Origin of the sequence: Planotetraspora phitsanulokensis (genome assembly GCF_016863295.1) — a bacterium.
In the GTDB taxonomy this organism is placed as follows: domain Bacteria; phylum Actinomycetota; class Actinomycetes; order Streptosporangiales; family Streptosporangiaceae; genus Planotetraspora; species Planotetraspora phitsanulokensis.
The window spans coordinates 94,120-109,400 of record NZ_BOOP01000030.1; the positions used below are offsets into that span (position 1 = coordinate 94,120).

The following is a 15,281-nucleotide window of genomic DNA, read 5'->3' on the forward strand; positions in this document are numbered from 1 at the left end:
GGGTCGGCGCAGAGCCGTGGTGGGAGTGCTGATCTCAACGCGAAGTCGTCAACGCAGAGTCGTCAACGCAGGGTGAGGGAAGCGCTGGCCGGTGCCGCCTGAGGCGGCGACCGGCCACGCAATGCGGTAGCCGACATCACCGGGGCCTCCATGGGATGGGGGCGGGGCCGGGTGCACGGACGCAGTGCGCTCCAACCAGAAGTTGCGGAGAATAGAGAGAAATGAACAGTGATTTGCAAGGATCTTGCAGGACGTTGCCCGTAGATTACTTTTACCCTACGGTCACGTCAACTGTTAGGAATCGGCTTTCTGCGTCGGTTTCCGGGCCTATTTCTGGGCCGATTTTCTGGGCCTGTCTCTGCACGGGTTTCTGGGCCGATTTTCTGGGCCGGTTTGCTGCGCCGGGCCTCACTCGCGAGGCCCGGCGCAGAGGGGCTACTCCGCCCCGGTGACGGGAAGGAGACCGCGTTCGCCGAACACCTTCCTGGCGGGTCTCGGCGGGGGAGGTGGTCATGCGTGATCCGTTTCCGGCCGTGGGGACAGCAGCCGTTCGTAGTGGTCGATCTTCTTGTCCAGCGTCCGCGTTCTCCTGGAGCATCCTGATGCGCTCGTCGAGCTCGCTGCGGTGGTCGCGGAGAAGGGCCAGCCGATCGGCGACGGTGGCATCGCCGACGGCCCGCAGCCGGGCGAACCGCTGCATGTCGGCGATGGACATCCCCGTCGCGCGCAGCCGCAACAGGAACTCCACCCAGTCGAGGTCGCTCATCGCGTAGCGCCGCTGGTTGCCGGCACTACGCCCGGTCGGCTCGATCAGCCCGGCCTTCTCGTAGTAGCGCAGAGTGTCGGCCGACAAATCCGGTGCGCTCCGCCATCCGGGCGATGGTGAGCGGCTCCCGCTCCTGCGAGAAGGCGTCTTCGCTGTTCACGAAGTGACACTAGAACTTGGAGTGCACTCCAGGTCAAATGCCACGTTCCCCCGAAACTCACCGAACGTGAGCGACCTAAGCCCGCTGGCCCGGTTTGTCGACGACGGCCGCCTTGATCAGGCCGCCCCAGCCGAGAATCTGGCCCTTCTTCGTGTGCAGACTCATGTCGAGACCCGCGGAGACGTGATTCTTGACCGCGATGAAGCGGAACCCCATGTACTCATAGGTCTTCGGGTTCACGATGATCTCGCTGCGCAGGTAGCCCTCGACGATGCGGTAGAGGGTGACTCCCGGCCTCCCCTGGATGTCCGCGGCCTTCCCCTCGTATCGCACCCCAGGGATCTTCGCGAGTGCCCCGTACATCGCGGCCCGCAGCTTGGACGGCAGGGCGCTGTCCCGCATGTAGACCTCGATGATCTGGAACGCCCGGTCCGCGCGCTCCTGCTCGGACTCCTTCTCACCGCCGCTCTCCTCGTCGACCACCTTGTACACATGGTCGAGGAGCGCGTCGGCGTCGTCGGGCAGCGACAGCAGATACGGATAATCGCTGCGCGGCGAGGCACTCAGCTCCAGAGAGCCGAGATCGTGTATCTCGAGTTTCCCGTTCTCGATGGCCGCCGACTGCTTGCCGTCCGCGCGGCGCCATTGCTCGACCGTGAGGCGTCTGTCAGGCGGACCGAACAGTGAGCCGCCCGTTCCCTTCGACGACATGGCCAGGACGGTCTTCGCGTAGGACCACTGGTCCGGGCGGGGGCGTACGTCGGGCTCGGCGGCGGCCTGCTGCGCCGCCGCCTGCGCGAGGTCCTCCGCGTTCGCGACCGGGCCCAGCAGAAGCGGCCTTCGCGACTCGCCGGGCGCGGCGTGACCTCCGGTGGGACGGCCGCTCAGATCGATGTTCTGTACGACGGTGATGCCGGCCACGAGCGCGGCCGTGAGCGCACCGACCGCCATGATCCGGCGTGACACCGTCCAACTCCTGAGCGGACGTGCGTGCGGCACCGCCGTGGACTCTTGGATCAGCCGCGCGCGCAGGCGGGCCCGCGCTCCGGGGTCGTACGGCGTGGCCTCCGGCCGGGCCGCGCGGAAGGTCGTGATCTCGTCGGTGCTCATGCCCATGATTCCTCGTTCGTCGCCATCGGATCGGTGCCGCCGAGAGCGCGACGCACCTTCTTACGGATTCGGTGCAACCGGGACCGGACGGTCCCGACGGGCACCCCGAGCGCCTGGGCCGCCTCCTCATAGGTGAGGTCCGCCCAGGCGATGAGCAGCAGCAGGTCGCGGTCGGCCGCCGACAGCCGGGCCAGCACCGCGGCGAGCCGGGGTTGCAGCCGCTCAGCGGTCACTTTGGAGTCGCTGCGCTCGGCGAACGACTCGGCCGAGGAATGCGCCTCGCCGCGGGCCAGCGTCCGGTTGCGCCGGATCTCCGCCCGCCGGTGCTCGCGTATGGCATGGGTCGCGATGCCGTACAGCCACGGGCGGGCGTCCGGGCGCTCCGGATCGTAGGTGCCCCGCTTGCGGAAGGCCGTGAGGAACGTCTCGGCGACGACGTCCTCGGCCGTCTCCGGCCCGAGCCGCCGGACGGCATAGCGATAGATCTCGTCGTTGTGGCGGTCGAAGACGGCCGCGAACCGCTCCGGCACTTCCAGGGACTGCTCGAGCAGCGCCGCGTCGGTCATGCCCTCCGCGAAGGCGTACGGTCCCGTGTCAGGCGGGGCGATCAACATTCACCACATCCGTTCATGGGCGTCCTTTCCGAGTGGGTTTCATCCCGTACTCGACACACCTCCGCCCGGCGGTTCCCTCTATTTCGTGAGAGCGGGCCTGCCGGCCTGCCATTGCGGGTGTCGGCCGTGGTCCCCGGCGTCGGCGCTTCGCACGTGCCCGGGCCGGATTTGCCGAAGCGCCGGTCATGTGGCTTCGATGAATCCCATGCCCCGTCCGCTCCACTCCCTTATGCGCCGCTTTCGACTGATCCGCCGAACGACCGTCACCGTCTCGACGATCCTGGTGCTCAGCTCTCTCGCACTGACAGGCTGCACCGGTTCGGCCGAGCCGCCGTCGTTGCCGCCCGCCGGCGTCTACGACCACGGCCCGGCGGATGAGGACTCATCGGCCAAGCCGGCCCCGACCGACGGCCCAGCCGGCGCCGTCACACGGCCGTTGCGGGAGGCCGGTTGGTTCTGCGCGCAGGTCAGAGCCAATGCGGACGGCCGTGCGCTGTGGTGCAGGATCGCTCGTCGCGACGAGACGGACACGGCCCATTCGCAGGAGGCGCAGTTCCTGCTCGACCACGACGATCAGCTCGCCTGGGCGTGGTTTCCGCCTCCCCAGTCGTCGGCGGACCGTGAGGAGTGGGAACAGGTCCCCGCCACCGCGGCACCGGCGCTGACCGGGATCTGGCCCGACTCCGGCGACCGCGTACGGCAGGAGATCGACGACTTCGTTCGCGACCTCCAGGACCACGAGGGGCGGTTCAGCGACGGGATACCTCACGCTGGATGGCGGGACGCGCACGCGGACTACGACTATTCGGGGATCAACGGACTGATCGTCACCGCCAGGGACGCCTCCGTACGGCGCTGGCCGTTCGGCGCCGAGCACTACGCGACCACGATGAGCTCCGCCGTGGACGACCTTCGCGCGGGTGGCTACGACTGCGCCTATCCGCCCCAGCAGAACTGCAACCGTCCCCAGTCGAACGGCTACTTCCGGGTCGGCCTCCACGGTGATCAGATCGTCTCGGCCCAGTTCGGCATCGGCAGCCTGATCGAGTCGGGACGGCAGACGCATCCGCTCAGCCAGGAGTTCCCGCACGGGCTCACCTTTCTCACCGAGGCGGTTCGCGGGCCGGTCACCGAACGGATCGAACAGTCACGGCGGACCGGCACCGGCTTCACCGGCATCGTGGCCGGGACGATTGTGATCATCGACGCGAGCCGGGGCGCCGTCGACGGAGACGACCTCGTCGCGTACTTCGACATCCAGATCGGCGCGCCGCTGACCGCGACCCGCGGCTGATCACAGGAGGCCTGAGCAGTGCGGACGCCTGACTCGAAGATCGGAAAAGCCCCTTCCCCGATTCGCGGGGAAGGGGCTTCGCCCTGGCGAGGCTCGAGGTTCTGACGAGCACCACCTGTCAGTTCTGACGGAGGACGTTCCTGCCGGGACCGCCGGAGAGCCCGTCCTTGCCGGGCCCGCCGTACAACCTGTCGTTGCCGCTGTTCCCGTACAGCTTGTCGTTGCCGCTGTTGCCGTACACGAGGTCGTTGCCCTTGCCTCCGTACAGGAGGTCGTTGCCGATCCCGCCGTAGATCCTGTCGTTGCCGTCGTTGCCGTACAGGATCTGGCCGCCGGTACCGCCGCGGAGCACGTCGTTGCCCTTGCCGCCTTCCACGCGGGTGTAGTTGCCGCTGGCGTAGACCGTGTCGTTTCCGTCACCGGCGAAGACCATCGAGGCCTCGCCCGCCGCGATGGTGTCGTCGCCCGCCTGGCCCCAGACCTGGTTGCCGTCGACCCTGCCGGTGACGGTCAGCCGGTCCTTGCCGGTGCCGAGATAGATCATGTTGAAGTAGTAGACCTGGCCGGTGGTGTTGCGTAAGGCGACGGTGTCGTTGCCGTCGCGAAGGTCCATCTTCATGGTGGAGTACGGGTCCTGGCTGTCCAGGGTGGCGACCTTGCAGGAGACCTGGGTGCGGTCCGCACTGGTGGGGTAGCCGCAGCCGGTTCCCGCCTGGATCGGGACGACGTCGTCGATCACATAGACGATGTCCGTGTAGCCGCTGGTGAACGACTCCGTGACGGTCACCTTGTTGGTCTGGCCGGCGGCCGCCGTGTAGAAGAGTCGAAGACCGTTGTCGCCGACCGCGGCGGTGGCCGGCTGCGTCGCGGCACCGGCCGTGCCGGCCAGGGCGACCGGGACGGCGAGCCCCGTGCCGAGAGCCAGCGTCAGCGCCGATGCGGCGCGGAGCACCCGGCGGCTGACGAGGTGAGAGGGCATTCCGTAACCTCCCTGTGGGCTTTGGCGGATCCTTCACAACATGTGACTCCCGCCGCGTGCCCCTGGTTCTCCGTCGGCGCGGGAAAGTGAGATGAACACTCGGCCAACGCCCGCGTCAGGACGACCGAGCGTGGCGAGCCTTCAGGTGAAGGACGCGAACGCGTGGAAGCCCGCATCGGCGGGCGCTCGTTTCGGCGTCGTCCTGACCCGATCCGCTAGGCCGGGCCGGCCACACCGATCAGGTTGCCTTCGGGATCGGTGAAGTGCCCGACCACGAGTCCGGTTCCCGGGGCTCGGGACGGGCCCATCGTGCGCGTCCCTCCCAGGCTCTCCGCCTTCCGCAGCGCCGCCTCCACGTCGGGGACGCCGACGTAGAAGACGGTGTGCGCGCCGTACCCCGAGCCGCCGCCGACGCCGCCGGGGATCCCGGGCCCATCGGTCTGCCGCTGCTCGACGAACCCGTATTCGCCCTGCTCGGAGACTTCTGCGGCGACGGGGCCGCTCGTGTCGAACTCCCACCCGAACAGTTCGCCGTAGTAGCCGCGGAGCTTCGCCGGGTCGGTGCCGATGATCTCGAAGTGCACGACGGGCTGTCCCATGGTCCGTCCCTTCCGCGCCGGTCGACCCGGCGCCGACTGTGCTTCGCCGTCCCGTCCCCTGCTTGCCTGCTCCGGGTTCCGGTCCGGCCGGATGTCCCCAACGTAGCAGCGATGATTGTTAATAACCACTATCTGGTTGTACGGTGAAACCACGAAAGGGGTGGGCATGCCGACGAGCCGCAGCTACGGGGACGCCTGCGGGATAGCCCGTGCCCTCGACGTCGTCGGGGAACGGTGGGCCCTGCTGGTCGTGCGGGAACTCCTGCTCGGGCCGCAGCGGTTCTCCGACCTGCGCCGCGCCCTGCCCGGGGCGAGCTCGAACATCGTCGCCGACCGCCTCCGCGAGCTCGAGGGCCACGGCGTGATCATGCGCCGTCGGCTGCCACCCCCGGCGGGCTCCCAGGTGTACGAACTCAGCGAACGGGGCCGGGAACTCGAGCCCGCGATCCTCGCGCTGGGCGTCTGGGGGGTCCGCGTCCCGTTCCCGCCCGGCCCGACGACCCTCAGCGCCACGTCCGTGCTGCTGTACCTGCGGAGCGCGGGACGACCCGACCCCGCGTCGGCGCCCGCCGTCATCCGTCTCGAACTCTCCGGCAACGTGTGGACGGTCAGGGCGGCCGGTGGCCGCGTGGACGTGACGCCCGGTGAGCCCGCCCAGGCGGACGCGTCACTCCGTGCCGATCCGAAGACGTTCAACGACCTCCTCGACGACCCGGCCGGGCTCGACGCCGCCGTGACCGGGGGAAGCGTCGACGCCACGGGGGACCTTCGGGCGTTGTCCCTGCTCCTGCGGTCGGTCGCCGACCAGGCCTCCGCCGCGTCGCAGGGGGCCTGCTGAGGCGGCACGACGTCGTCCGTACCGACGGCAGCGAGCGCGCCATCGCCTGACGGCGATCACCGCATGGGGGCGCTGCGGGCGATATCTCCCCTTCACGAGGGTGCTCGTGAAATGCCCCTTCTTCACGCCGGTCAACGGCCTGATAATCAGCCCGTGCCCGTTTCACGCAGAATGCCTGCCGTTCCCCGCGAAATGACATGACAGGGGAAGCCATGCGCCCGCACCAGGAGACGTCGGTCCTGCGGGAGCCGTATCGGATCGCGGGCTTGTGGGTGCGGGTGATCCTCCTGGTCGTGCTGCTGTGGGGTGGCCTTCTCACAGTTCTCAGCGCGAATCCTCGGGAGCGTTCCGCCGCGGACTTCCAGGCGGCGCTGCGCGCGAAACAGGTCACATACGTCCTCTACGAGGGCGACGACAATCACGTGCGCGGTTGGCGCTGGTCCACGGGCCCTCTGCTCTGGTACCGGGCGCAAGAGCTGACGCGGCCGACCCCCATGAGGCCTGACCTGACGGTCGAGCTCGACACGGTGGATCCGCGTCCGGTGGTGCGCTGGGTTTCCGGCCATGACAACACGCTGGGACCGTTTCCCAACTGGCCGTTCCAGGTTCCCGAGCCGACCGCGAACCTGCTGGTCAAGGTGGCATGGATCGCCACGTTCGTGATCATGATCGGTACGGCGCGGCCCCGCCTGGGCAATCGATGGGCGTGGTTCTGGCTTTTCACGATCGGTGAGATCGGCGCCATCATGTTCCTGTTCTCCGAGCCCCGTGCGGTGTGGCGCGGGCTCGGACCTCAGGGACCCGACCCTGGCCGGATGGGCGGCGGCCGAGGCTTCTTGATGGCCATCTGTCTCAACTGGCTGATCTCCATCGTCGCCTTTGTGGGGATCTTCGGCGGGGTGCAGACCCTGCTCGACGTCCTGGTGCGGCCCTGACCATGGAAGGCCGATCGGCGGAAGCAGTTTTCCCTGCGGGGGCTGGAGCGGGACGGGCTGGTGACGCGGGGGCCGGCGTGATTGGCCGCGACCCTTCCGGTGGAGGGACGGCCTTCCGCGGCCTTCGTCTGAACTAGCGTGGCCCCCCATGGCCGACTTCATCTCTCTTCCCCACTATGACCTGCTTCACGAAAACGGGCACGTGCCAGGCATCCGTGAGAAGCTGCCGCCGGTCCTTGCCGGGGTACACCGAAGCATCCTGGAGATCGGCGCGGGCACCGGCCTGCGTCGATCTGGACGAGCCGGTTGAGGCCATGGTGATGATCAACGTGATGTACGCCCTGGAACCCGACTACCGCCGGCGGCTCTGGCCGGTCCTGGCGGAACAGCTGGAACCCGGCGGTCTGCTGGTCTTCACCTGGAGCGACGGCGGCCCCCCGAAGCCGTGTCCGCTACAGGAGTTGGACGCGCGCCAGGTCGGCCGGCACACCTACACGGTGTCGTCCGAGATTCTCGAGTCGGACGAAGAGGCGTTCAAGGCCCGCTACCTTTACCGGATCACACAGGATGACAAGGTGATCGACGAAGAAGAGATCGTGGGCTACGCCTATCGTCCCCTGTGGGAGCCCCTCCGAGGGGAACTCGTGGGTGCGGGTTTCGTCCAGGCCGACGCACCGGAAGGGCTGCTTGCCTGGCGACGTGCCTGAGGTCACCATCTCCGACTGCCCGACAGGTGGGCCAGGAGCAGATCCAGCGGCCGCGGCACGCGATCGAGATCGAGTGCCGCGACGAGCGGACCGGCGTAGCGGATCTTGCGGCCACTGCCTGCTCCCATGAACCGGCGCAGCTGGGCGTGGGTGGCGCCTCCACGCCATGCGGGTTGCTTCTGGAGCGTGCGAAATGAACTGAGCTCGCCCTCGGCATCGACAACGCGCTCAACCGTGGTGGTGCCGAGGGCGCGGATCAGCTCGTCTTCCAGGTCGGCGACGCACACGAAGAATCCGAGCGCCTCCAGATCACTTCGGCTGAGACTGGAGCCGAAGCCGGCGCGCTCGAGAGCCCTCCGGAAGTCGCCTTCCTCTCCGACGTCGCACAGACCGGCCAGCCGGAGATTGCGTCCGGCAGGGCCGAACCTGCCGACATACGTCCCGATGTTCGTGGCACCGCCCATCGCCACCAGGGAGATGCCTTCGGCCGCCAGGTTCCGGCCACGGCGCTCGGCCAACGCTTCGATGGCCGACTTATCGCTGGCTCCCTCGACGAGGACCACGGTGTGCGTGTCACTCACGGGCCCAGCCTTGCATCGAGCCCGGAGAGGTTCATCTCCTTTTATGCGTGAAGGTCACCAGCCGCAGACCACGCGGCAAGGTCATTCCGCACATGTCCCGGATCTTGAGCAGTACGACAAGGGATGAATTCGTGCGGGGTGGTGACTTGGTAGCGGTGACCGGGCCAGTGCGGGTCCTCCCAGCAGGCGGGCCGACGAGTCCGAGCGCGTTATTGATCGATCAGGTTCGCCAGGAGAGCACCTTGACCTGACTGCAGTACGTGTCCGTGTTCGAGCGGGATCCAGAAGCACTCGAAGCGGATGGGCTCTCCGAGCCCATCCTGGTCCTCGTTGCTCTTCCACCGGTCAGGGGTCTCCTGGTGGAGAGCGAGTTGGAAGAAATGCCGGCGTTGGATCTCAGGGCGGTATGGAGTGATGTCGTAGTGAGCCACTCCGAGCTTACGAACGACAGTGAAGTCTGCGAGACCGGTTTCCTCTCGTGCTTCGCGTAGTGCGGCCTCTCGGGGGTCCTCTCCGGGTTTGACCGTGCCCCCGGGTACTTGTATGCCGACTTCTTCGTAGCTGTAGTCCAGGTGGCGGAAGACGAGGAGTCGCCCGTCTCGGACGATGTAGCACAGCGCTTTGTCGCGGGTGATCGTGTCCCGCATGGCACCCTCCTGCCTCTGGACATGCGGAGGCGTGATCCTAGCGACGGCCCGAACCGTCCGCGGCTGGGACGCTCCTCGTCGAGCAAGGCGTCCGCCGAAGTGGGCGGTCCTCAGCGCACGATGGTGCCGAGCACCTCGTTGAACGCCTCCGTGGAGCTGGGATGGGTGTAAACGCCGTCGCGCAGTTCGGCCGCCTTGATGCCGTGCCGCATGGCAAGCGCGACCGTGTTGATCAGTTCCTGCGCGTCGATGCTCAGCAGCGCCGCCCCGAGAATCTCGTCCGTCTCGGCATCGATCACGAATTTCATGACACCGCGCGTCTCCTCGACGACGTATGCACGAGGCATGGCCACGATGTCGGCCACCAGCTCGCTGGCGATCTTCACCCTGCGGCCCGTCTCGCGAGCCTGCCTCTCCGTGATGCCCACGGTCGCCAGCGGCGGGGTCATGAAGAGGGTGTTGGGGATCGCCACCCGGTCCGCCGTCGAGCGGCGACCCTCCCCGACGAGCTGATCTATCACGATGCGGCTGTCGTCGAGGGAGACGTAGGTGAACTGCGGCCCGCCGTTGACGTCGCCGAGGGCGAAGATGTGCGGCCGGCTCGTCCGCAGGTGCTCGTCGACCGCGATCGCGCCGCGGTCGGTCGTGCGGACACCGGCGGCCTCGAGCCCGAGATCACGGATCGCCGGCGCGCGTCCGGTTGCAGCGAGCACGGCGTCGGCCTCGACGGTCTGCCGCCTGCCGTTCTCTTCGGAGACGACGGTCGTGGCGCTCTCGCCGTCGCGCACCTCGGTGACCCGCACGCCGGTGACGATCTCTATTCCCTCGCCCATGAGGATGCCCTCAGCCACGGCGGCGACGTCGTCATCCAGCCGGCCGAGGATCTTGGGGGCTGATTCGAGCACGGTGACCTGTGAGCCGAAGCGACGGTATATGGAGGCGAACTCGATGCCGAGGTACCCGCCACCGATGACCACGAGCCGCTCCGGCAGCTCCACCGTCTGGATGAGGTCGGCGCTGGTCACGACCCGCTTGCTGGCGCGCATGCCGGGAATATCCGGGACGATCGGCTCGGAGCCGGTGTTGATCAGAATGCTCTCGGCGGTGACGGTGAGCCGGTCCTCGCCTGTTCCGACGACCACAGTGTGCGAGTCGACGAACGCGGCCCGGCCAGTGACGACCGTGATGGTGTCGGCGTCGTTCATCGCGTCGTAGTTGCCGCCGCGGAAGAGCGTGGTGAGCGCCTGGACGTTGCCGACTGCGCGCTCGTACCACTCCTGCGGAGAGTCGTCGCCACGGCGCTTGCCGGAGTGGTGCACGAGCGCTTTCGTCGGAACGCATCCGACGTTGGGGCAGGTGCCTCCGTACATGCGGTCCGACTGCTCCACGAGGACGACGTTCCGGCCACGGCGGCCCATCGCGGCAGCCACGGTCTTGCCGCCCTTGCCGAAGCCGATGACCAGGACATCGGCGTGGAGAACGTGGTTGGGCGTGGTCATGGCATCAGTCTTGGACACCTACGATGAGCGCGTAAGGCTGTTTCGTCTCACTTTTCTTCGCGAGCGTCTCATCATGGACTGGATCAGTGAGATCGTCCGCCTGGCGAGGCTGCAGGCGCACCTGGACAAGCGTTGCCTCTTCGCCGGCGAGACGACGATGGACGTGCCCGCGTACGGCACGGGCAAGGCGGTCTTCCACGTACTGCTCGACGGCGCATGCACGATCGAGGTTTCAGGTCGGCACATCGAGCTGACGGCGGGCGACGTCGTGTTGCTGCCTGGCGGCCAGGCCCACCGCGTCCGGACGGCCGGTGGAGGCGGCCAGGACGCCGTTGAGGAGCCGGGCGAGGCCTTTTCGATCATGCGTAGCCAGACGGGGGAGATCGTCATGGATCTGCTCTGCGGCTATTACACGTTCGGCTCGGGCGCGGGGGCCATGCTGTTCCGGAGTCTGCCCGACCCGTTGCAGGTGTCATTCGGGCAAGCCGACGAGATCGTGCGGATGCTCAGCGTTGTCATGCGGCAGGAAGCGCGCCATGACGGGCTCGGCACCAGGGCGATCCTTTCGTCCCTGTGCAACGCGCTGCTCGCCATGGTGCTGCGGGCATCGCCGAGTCGGTTCGTCGGAGCGCCCGCGTGGACCGCCGCCGACGATCCGCGACTCCGACTGGTCATCGAGGCGGTGCTGCAAGATCCCGGCAATGACTGGACGGTCGCGCGACTGGCTGAGGTGGCGACCATGTCGCGAGCCACGCTCGCCCGCAACTTCTCGCGGTCCACGGGACTGACAGCGGGCGATTTCGTCACGCAGGTCCGGATGATGATCGCGGCCGAGCGCCTCATCGAGACCGACCTCACCGTCGCCGCGGTCGCGGCCGGGGTGGGGTACGGCTCGGAATCGGCGTTCAACCGGGCCTTCCGCCAGGCCACTGGTTCCACCCCGGCCCGTTTCCGCCGCAACATCCAACGTTTCTCCTGACAAGTCCTCACCCGACCCATCCGCGTCCAGGCGGCCTCCGTCTCCGACCACGACATCCGCGCCATGGTCAGCGACTAGGTCAGCGAGAGGAGGGCGTCATGAGTCGTAGTTCACTTGCCATCGAGGACAAGCCGGTGCAGGCGAACGCGCCGCTTCGTTTGGTCCAGCCGGGTGGGCTTTACCCTCTTCGCACGACAATTCGGACATCCTCAACTCATGGTCATCTTGAAACAGAAAGGCGGCCATATATGGGTGAGTCGGAGTATTCGACAAAAGCGGCTGGGTATCGCTGATGATGAGTAACCAGCTACGTCTAGAAAGGTCAGCGATGCGAAACTTCACACGCATGGGCTTCATTGCCGTCTCGGCGACGTTCCTATCGATTGCGGCGGCGTCTGCTGCTTCTGCTTCCGCCCAGGGCAACCCTGTGGCGGACGGGGCGCTAAAGATGGCTGCCCAGAACAACCCCATCGTGGCAAAGTACGTCCCACAGCTGCAAAAGGAGCCCACGAATACGGAGAAAGCCGTAGGGAAGGCGACGGACGCGGCATCAGAAGCGGAAGACAACGCGGCGGCAGCGGGTTTCTAAACGACAAGCGCTAACGCCGCCTCATCTTTGGGTTGCCCTGCTTTCTATCGATACGCCGAGTCCGCAGGGATATCCTTTGCGGGATCATCCAACGCCCGCCCTCCTTACTTCGGCCAGGAGGGCGGGCGTTGTCATTGTTTACCAGCGGTTTCCATGGCCATTTGCCCCAAAATTCCCCGACTCCTCCATTCCGCGCTGTGCTTCCCTTGTTCGCCCCCGCGGTGCTACCGGAAGCAGCTCACCAAACAGCTCCTCCACCGATCCATCGCAGCCCTAATGCACGCACAGGACTTTCCGCCGTTCCAAGCAGTCGCCAAGATCGTCCCTGTGGCCAGCTCTTTGTCGTTGGAGCTTGTTGACTTATAGAACGAAGGGCGCCTGGCTTCTATGGGAAAACGGCGCCCTCATGCTCATGCCGGCCAGCCCTTTGCCTCGGCCCGCTCGGCTTGTCCCGGGTCGATGGTGGGCGGGGTGATCAGGCTCCTACCTCAGCCATTTACGGGCCAGATGGTGATTTGAGCGGGGCGATCACCCCGGAACCGGAGCATGCCGTACGGGATGGTGTGGCGCGGCGATGCGGAGACGGACATGATCCGCGCCCTCGCCCGCGTGGTGCGTGAGCTGGGACCACTGCCCGGCTGAGACCCGTCAACCCGGGGGTTAACGACCGTTGCGATAGTCGCCGTTGATCCTCAGCACTGCCCGGCGTGAGGCTTGATCCGTCCGAAGAACACGCCCGTTGGGAGGTGAGTGGGGATATGTCCTTGTGTGGTGCTGTGACGTGACATCGTCTCTTCCGCTGTATCCCTGACTGTCGCTGACCCGGGTCCTGATGGAGCTCGACGGTGGCGCAGTGAAGGCTGCACCATCATCCGCTCCGGCGGGAGCCGTGGGGGAGCTGATGATGCGGCTCCCCGACCCCAACGGCGTCGCGATCCAGCTCACCGAGTGGATCTCCCCGATCACGAGCTGACTCCGGCCCGGCATGATCGTGCCGTTCGCCGTCACCGGTATCACCGCCACGGCATGCGCTGCCATGTCAGCGGCCGCGTCAGGACGGCGACGACCCGGTATCAGAGCGGTCGGCGATGGTGAATGCCATGAACAGTTCAGCGACTGCCGCCCCAAGGCCGGGTGCGATCTCCTCGGGCCACCCGACCTGAGCAATCCGGCTACCTCGGGCACCAGCAGGACCGCATTCCCTCATCGGTCCGTTCCAAGTGAATTTCCATCATTGGTTCTAAGGAGCATGCAGTCATGTCCATCACCCTTTCCGAGCAGGACCAGCTCACCCTGCGGACCGCCGCGTGGGGCGCGGTCTCGTTGATGGCCGCCGCCGGTGCCGCGGGCTCGGCTCACAAGGCCGCCACCGAGGGTTCCATCGCCCTGACCTCCGCGACCGGCCTGGTCGGGCACGTGCTCGCCAAGGCGCCCAAGGGCTTGAACGGTAAGACCGTTGCCGCGCTGGCCGACCAGGTGCTGCCGGCTCTGACGGCGGCCATGAGCCTGCTCAGCAAGCAGGCTCCGGCAGAGGCCGACAACTTCCGCCGCACCGTCATCGTCGCCATCGAAGCAGCCACCCGGCCCCAGAAGGGCGAACCCAACCCCACCATGGCGGAGATGGCTCGCAAGATCACTGAGGCCCTCGACGCCGCTTTGGCCACGCCCGGGGCGACCGGAGCGGACAGCGGTGTGGCCGTGTCGCCAGCCGCTTCCGGGCCGGATCGGCCGGAGTTGCAGCAGGTCATCCAGGAGATGGTCGGTTCCGGTTTCGTCGGGGTGACGCTGCGCGTGCACGACGAGCGGGGCGAGTGGGTCGGCAGCGCCGGGGTGGGCGAGCTCGGCGGGACCGAAGCACCGCCGACGGACGGACACGTCCGGATCGGCAGCAACACCAAGACCTTCACCGCCACCGTGGTCCTGCAACTGGTGGCCGAGGGCAGGATCGGGCTGGACGAGCCGGTGGCCGGCTACCTGCCCGAATTCGGGCTGGACGAGCGGATCACGGTGCGGATGCTGCTGCAGCACACCAGCGGGGTGTTCAACTTCACCGGCGATTTCGACCCCGACGGGACGTTCGTGCCGGGGATCCCCGCCACCCCCGCGGGCAAGGAGTGGGTGGAGGGCCGGTTCACGACCTACCGGCCAGAAGAGCTGGTCCGGCTGGCGCTGTCCAAGCCGGCGAGGTTCGAGCCGGGCACCGACTGGAGCTACGCCAACACCAACTACGTGCTGGCCCGGCTGCTGATCGAGAAGGTCACCGGCCGCCGGGTCGCCGAGGAGATGCAGCGGCTGATCCTGGGGCCGCTCGGCCTGTCGGGCACCATACAGCCGACCACCGAGACGGACATCCCCGAGCCGCACGCCCACGCCTACTACCGCTACGAGGAGGACGGCCAGACCCAGACGGTCGACGTCACCCGCCACAACCCCTCGTGGATCTCCAGCGGCGGTGACATGATCTCGACCACCCGGGACCTGCACACGTTCATCTCCGCGCTGGTGGGCGGCAAGCTGCTGCCGGATGCGCTGCTGGCCGAGATGTGCACGCCAGAATCGAAGGCCGGCTACGGCCTGGGCGTGTTCGTGCAGGAGGCGCCGGGCGGCGCCACCGTCATCACCCACAACGGCGGCGCCGCGGGCCACGCGGCGCTGATGTACAGCACCCCCGACGGCGGCAAGACCCTGACCGCCACGCTGAACTATGTCGACGACGCCGACCTGTCCATGGGGGCGGCGTTCCAGCAGGCGACGCAGCGGCTCGTCCAGGAGGTGTTCGGCGGCGGGCAGACCGGGCCGGCCGACGCGGCCGAGCCGGCTCGGTAGACAGCCAGGACCACACCCGTACGCCTGGCGGGTGAGCTCCTTCCGGCCGCGCACCAGGCAGAGCGCGAAGTGGGCCAGGCCGAGCTCGCTGAGTTCGGCCTGGCCGGTCCACAGGCCTGTACGCCGAGCCGAAGTCGATATAGCCCCCACTTCGCCGC

General features: G+C 67.4%; 16 protein-coding genes. 8 read left to right on the plus strand and 8 right to left on the minus strand.

The genetic code is table 11. The features are described 5' to 3' along the window. Window positions 1-271: 271 nt before the first annotated feature. From Pph01_RS30200 to Pph01_RS30210, 3 genes are all read right to left on the minus strand, one after another. Entirely contained in the window at window positions 272-853 is a 582-nt protein-coding gene (locus Pph01_RS30200; protein ID WP_204076561.1) for a MerR family transcriptional regulator, read from the minus strand. A gap of 148 nt (window positions 854-1,001) precedes the next feature. Then, the gene (locus tag Pph01_RS30205) at window positions 1,002-2,036 is read right to left on the minus strand and encodes a CU044_5270 family protein (RefSeq protein WP_204076562.1); all 1,035 of its coding nucleotides are present in this window, start codon (window positions 2,034-2,036) and stop codon (window positions 1,002-1,004) included. Further along, a complete protein-coding gene (locus tag Pph01_RS30210) occupies window positions 2,033-2,650 on the minus strand; it encodes an RNA polymerase sigma factor (RefSeq protein WP_204076563.1) in 618 nt (205 codons plus the stop codon). The genes Pph01_RS30205 and Pph01_RS30210 overlap by 4 nt, the downstream gene beginning before the upstream one ends. 229 nt (window positions 2,651-2,879) lie before the next feature. Between Pph01_RS30210 and Pph01_RS30215 the strand changes: the two genes are divergently transcribed. Further along, complete coding sequence (locus Pph01_RS30215) at window positions 2,880-3,944, plus strand: hypothetical protein (protein ID WP_204076564.1); 1,065 nt, start codon at window positions 2,880-2,882, stop codon at window positions 3,942-3,944. Between the two features lie 118 nt (window positions 3,945-4,062). Here Pph01_RS30215 and Pph01_RS30220 read toward each other — a convergent pair whose 3' ends face one another. Both Pph01_RS30220 and Pph01_RS30225 read right to left on the minus strand, forming a co-directional pair. Then, window positions 4,063-4,923, minus strand: a complete 861-nt coding sequence (locus Pph01_RS30220; protein WP_204076565.1) for a calcium-binding protein — start codon at window positions 4,921-4,923, stop codon at window positions 4,063-4,065. Between the two features lie 215 nt (window positions 4,924-5,138). Continuing rightward, window positions 5,139-5,522 carry a VOC family protein gene (locus Pph01_RS30225; RefSeq protein WP_204076566.1) on the minus strand — a complete coding sequence of 128 codons (384 nt, stop codon included), beginning with the start codon at window positions 5,520-5,522 and terminating at the stop codon, window positions 5,139-5,141. A gap of 166 nt (window positions 5,523-5,688) precedes the next feature. Between Pph01_RS30225 and Pph01_RS30230 the strand changes: the two genes are divergently transcribed. From Pph01_RS30230 to Pph01_RS30240, 4 genes are all read left to right on the plus strand, one after another. After that, a complete protein-coding gene (locus Pph01_RS30230; RefSeq protein ID WP_204076567.1) occupies window positions 5,689-6,360 on the plus strand; it encodes a winged helix-turn-helix transcriptional regulator in 672 nt (223 codons plus the stop codon). 212 nt (window positions 6,361-6,572) lie between these two features. Then, window positions 6,573-7,295: a hypothetical protein gene (locus tag Pph01_RS30235; RefSeq protein WP_204076568.1), complete on the plus strand. Its 723-nt coding sequence runs from the start codon at window positions 6,573-6,575 to the stop codon at window positions 7,293-7,295. A 148-nt stretch (window positions 7,296-7,443) separates the two neighbouring features. Next, window positions 7,444-7,605 carry a hypothetical protein gene (locus Pph01_RS42945; RefSeq protein WP_239117123.1) on the plus strand — a complete coding sequence of 54 codons (162 nt, stop codon included), beginning with the start codon at window positions 7,444-7,446 and terminating at the stop codon, window positions 7,603-7,605. Between the two features lie 4 nt (window positions 7,606-7,609). Then, window positions 7,610-8,002, plus strand: a complete 393-nt coding sequence (locus tag Pph01_RS30240; protein WP_239117124.1) for a hypothetical protein — start codon at window positions 7,610-7,612, stop codon at window positions 8,000-8,002. 2 nt (window positions 8,003-8,004) lie between these two features. Here the strand turns inward: Pph01_RS30240 and Pph01_RS30245 are convergent, their stop codons facing one another. From Pph01_RS30245 to Pph01_RS30255, 3 genes are all read right to left on the minus strand, one after another. Then, entirely contained in the window at window positions 8,005-8,565 is a 561-nt protein-coding gene (locus Pph01_RS30245) for a TOPRIM nucleotidyl transferase/hydrolase domain-containing protein (RefSeq protein WP_239117125.1), read from the minus strand. A 227-nt stretch (window positions 8,566-8,792) separates the two neighbouring features. Further along, on the minus strand, window positions 8,793-9,230 hold the full coding sequence (locus tag Pph01_RS30250; protein ID WP_204076570.1) for an NUDIX hydrolase: 438 nt from the start codon (window positions 9,228-9,230) through the stop codon (window positions 8,793-8,795). Between the two features lie 110 nt (window positions 9,231-9,340). Further along, window positions 9,341-10,729, minus strand: a complete 1,389-nt coding sequence (locus Pph01_RS30255) for an FAD-dependent oxidoreductase (protein ID WP_204076571.1) — start codon at window positions 10,727-10,729, stop codon at window positions 9,341-9,343. On the opposite strand from Pph01_RS30255, the gene Pph01_RS30260 reads away from it, so the two are divergent. The 3 genes from Pph01_RS30260 to Pph01_RS30270 all read left to right on the plus strand — a co-directional run bounded on the left by Pph01_RS30260 (window position 10,722) and on the right by Pph01_RS30270 (window position 15,123). Continuing rightward, window positions 10,722-11,708 (plus strand): cupin domain-containing protein, encoded by a 987-nt coding sequence (locus Pph01_RS30260; RefSeq protein WP_239117137.1) that lies wholly within the window; start codon window positions 10,722-10,724, stop codon window positions 11,706-11,708. The genes Pph01_RS30255 and Pph01_RS30260 overlap by 8 nt on opposite strands. A gap of 328 nt (window positions 11,709-12,036) precedes the next feature. Next, window positions 12,037-12,297, plus strand: a complete 261-nt coding sequence (locus tag Pph01_RS30265; protein WP_204076573.1) for a hypothetical protein — start codon at window positions 12,037-12,039, stop codon at window positions 12,295-12,297. 1,257 nt (window positions 12,298-13,554) lie between these two features. Further along, the gene (locus tag Pph01_RS30270) at window positions 13,555-15,123 is read left to right on the plus strand and encodes a serine hydrolase domain-containing protein (RefSeq protein WP_239117126.1); all 1,569 of its coding nucleotides are present in this window, start codon (window positions 13,555-13,557) and stop codon (window positions 15,121-15,123) included. Window positions 15,124-15,281 lie beyond the last annotated feature (158 nt).

Bases quoted from the DNA above. Each gene is read 5' to 3' on its own strand.
- Pph01_RS30210 (WP_204076563.1), bottom strand. From the start codon at position 2,650: ATGTTGATCGCCCCGCCTGACACGGGACCGTACGCCTTCGCGGAGGGC.
- Pph01_RS30205 (WP_204076562.1), bottom strand. From the start codon at position 2,036: ATGAGCACCGACGAGATCACGACCTTCCGCGCGGCCCGGCCGGAGGCC.
- Pph01_RS30225 (WP_204076566.1), bottom strand. From the start codon at position 5,522: ATGGGACAGCCCGTCGTGCACTTCGAGATCATCGGCACCGACCCGGCG.
- Pph01_RS30215 (WP_204076564.1), top strand. From the start codon at position 2,880: ATGCGCCGCTTTCGACTGATCCGCCGAACGACCGTCACCGTCTCGACG.
- Pph01_RS30270 (WP_239117126.1), top strand. From the start codon at position 13,555: ATGTCCATCACCCTTTCCGAGCAGGACCAGCTCACCCTGCGGACCGCC.
- Pph01_RS42945 (WP_239117123.1), top strand. From the start codon at position 7,444: ATGGCCGACTTCATCTCTCTTCCCCACTATGACCTGCTTCACGAAAAC.
- Pph01_RS30265 (WP_204076573.1), top strand. From the start codon at position 12,037: ATGCGAAACTTCACACGCATGGGCTTCATTGCCGTCTCGGCGACGTTC.
- Pph01_RS30235 (WP_204076568.1), top strand. From the start codon at position 6,573: ATGCGCCCGCACCAGGAGACGTCGGTCCTGCGGGAGCCGTATCGGATC.
- Pph01_RS30220 (WP_204076565.1), bottom strand. From the start codon at position 4,923: ATGCCCTCTCACCTCGTCAGCCGCCGGGTGCTCCGCGCCGCATCGGCG.
- Pph01_RS30255 (WP_204076571.1), bottom strand. From the start codon at position 10,729: ATGACCACGCCCAACCACGTTCTCCACGCCGATGTCCTGGTCATCGGC.
- Pph01_RS30240 (WP_239117124.1), top strand. From the start codon at position 7,610: ATGGTGATGATCAACGTGATGTACGCCCTGGAACCCGACTACCGCCGG.
- Pph01_RS30230 (WP_204076567.1), top strand. From the start codon at position 5,689: ATGCCGACGAGCCGCAGCTACGGGGACGCCTGCGGGATAGCCCGTGCC.
- Pph01_RS30250 (WP_204076570.1), bottom strand. From the start codon at position 9,230: ATGCGGGACACGATCACCCGCGACAAAGCGCTGTGCTACATCGTCCGA.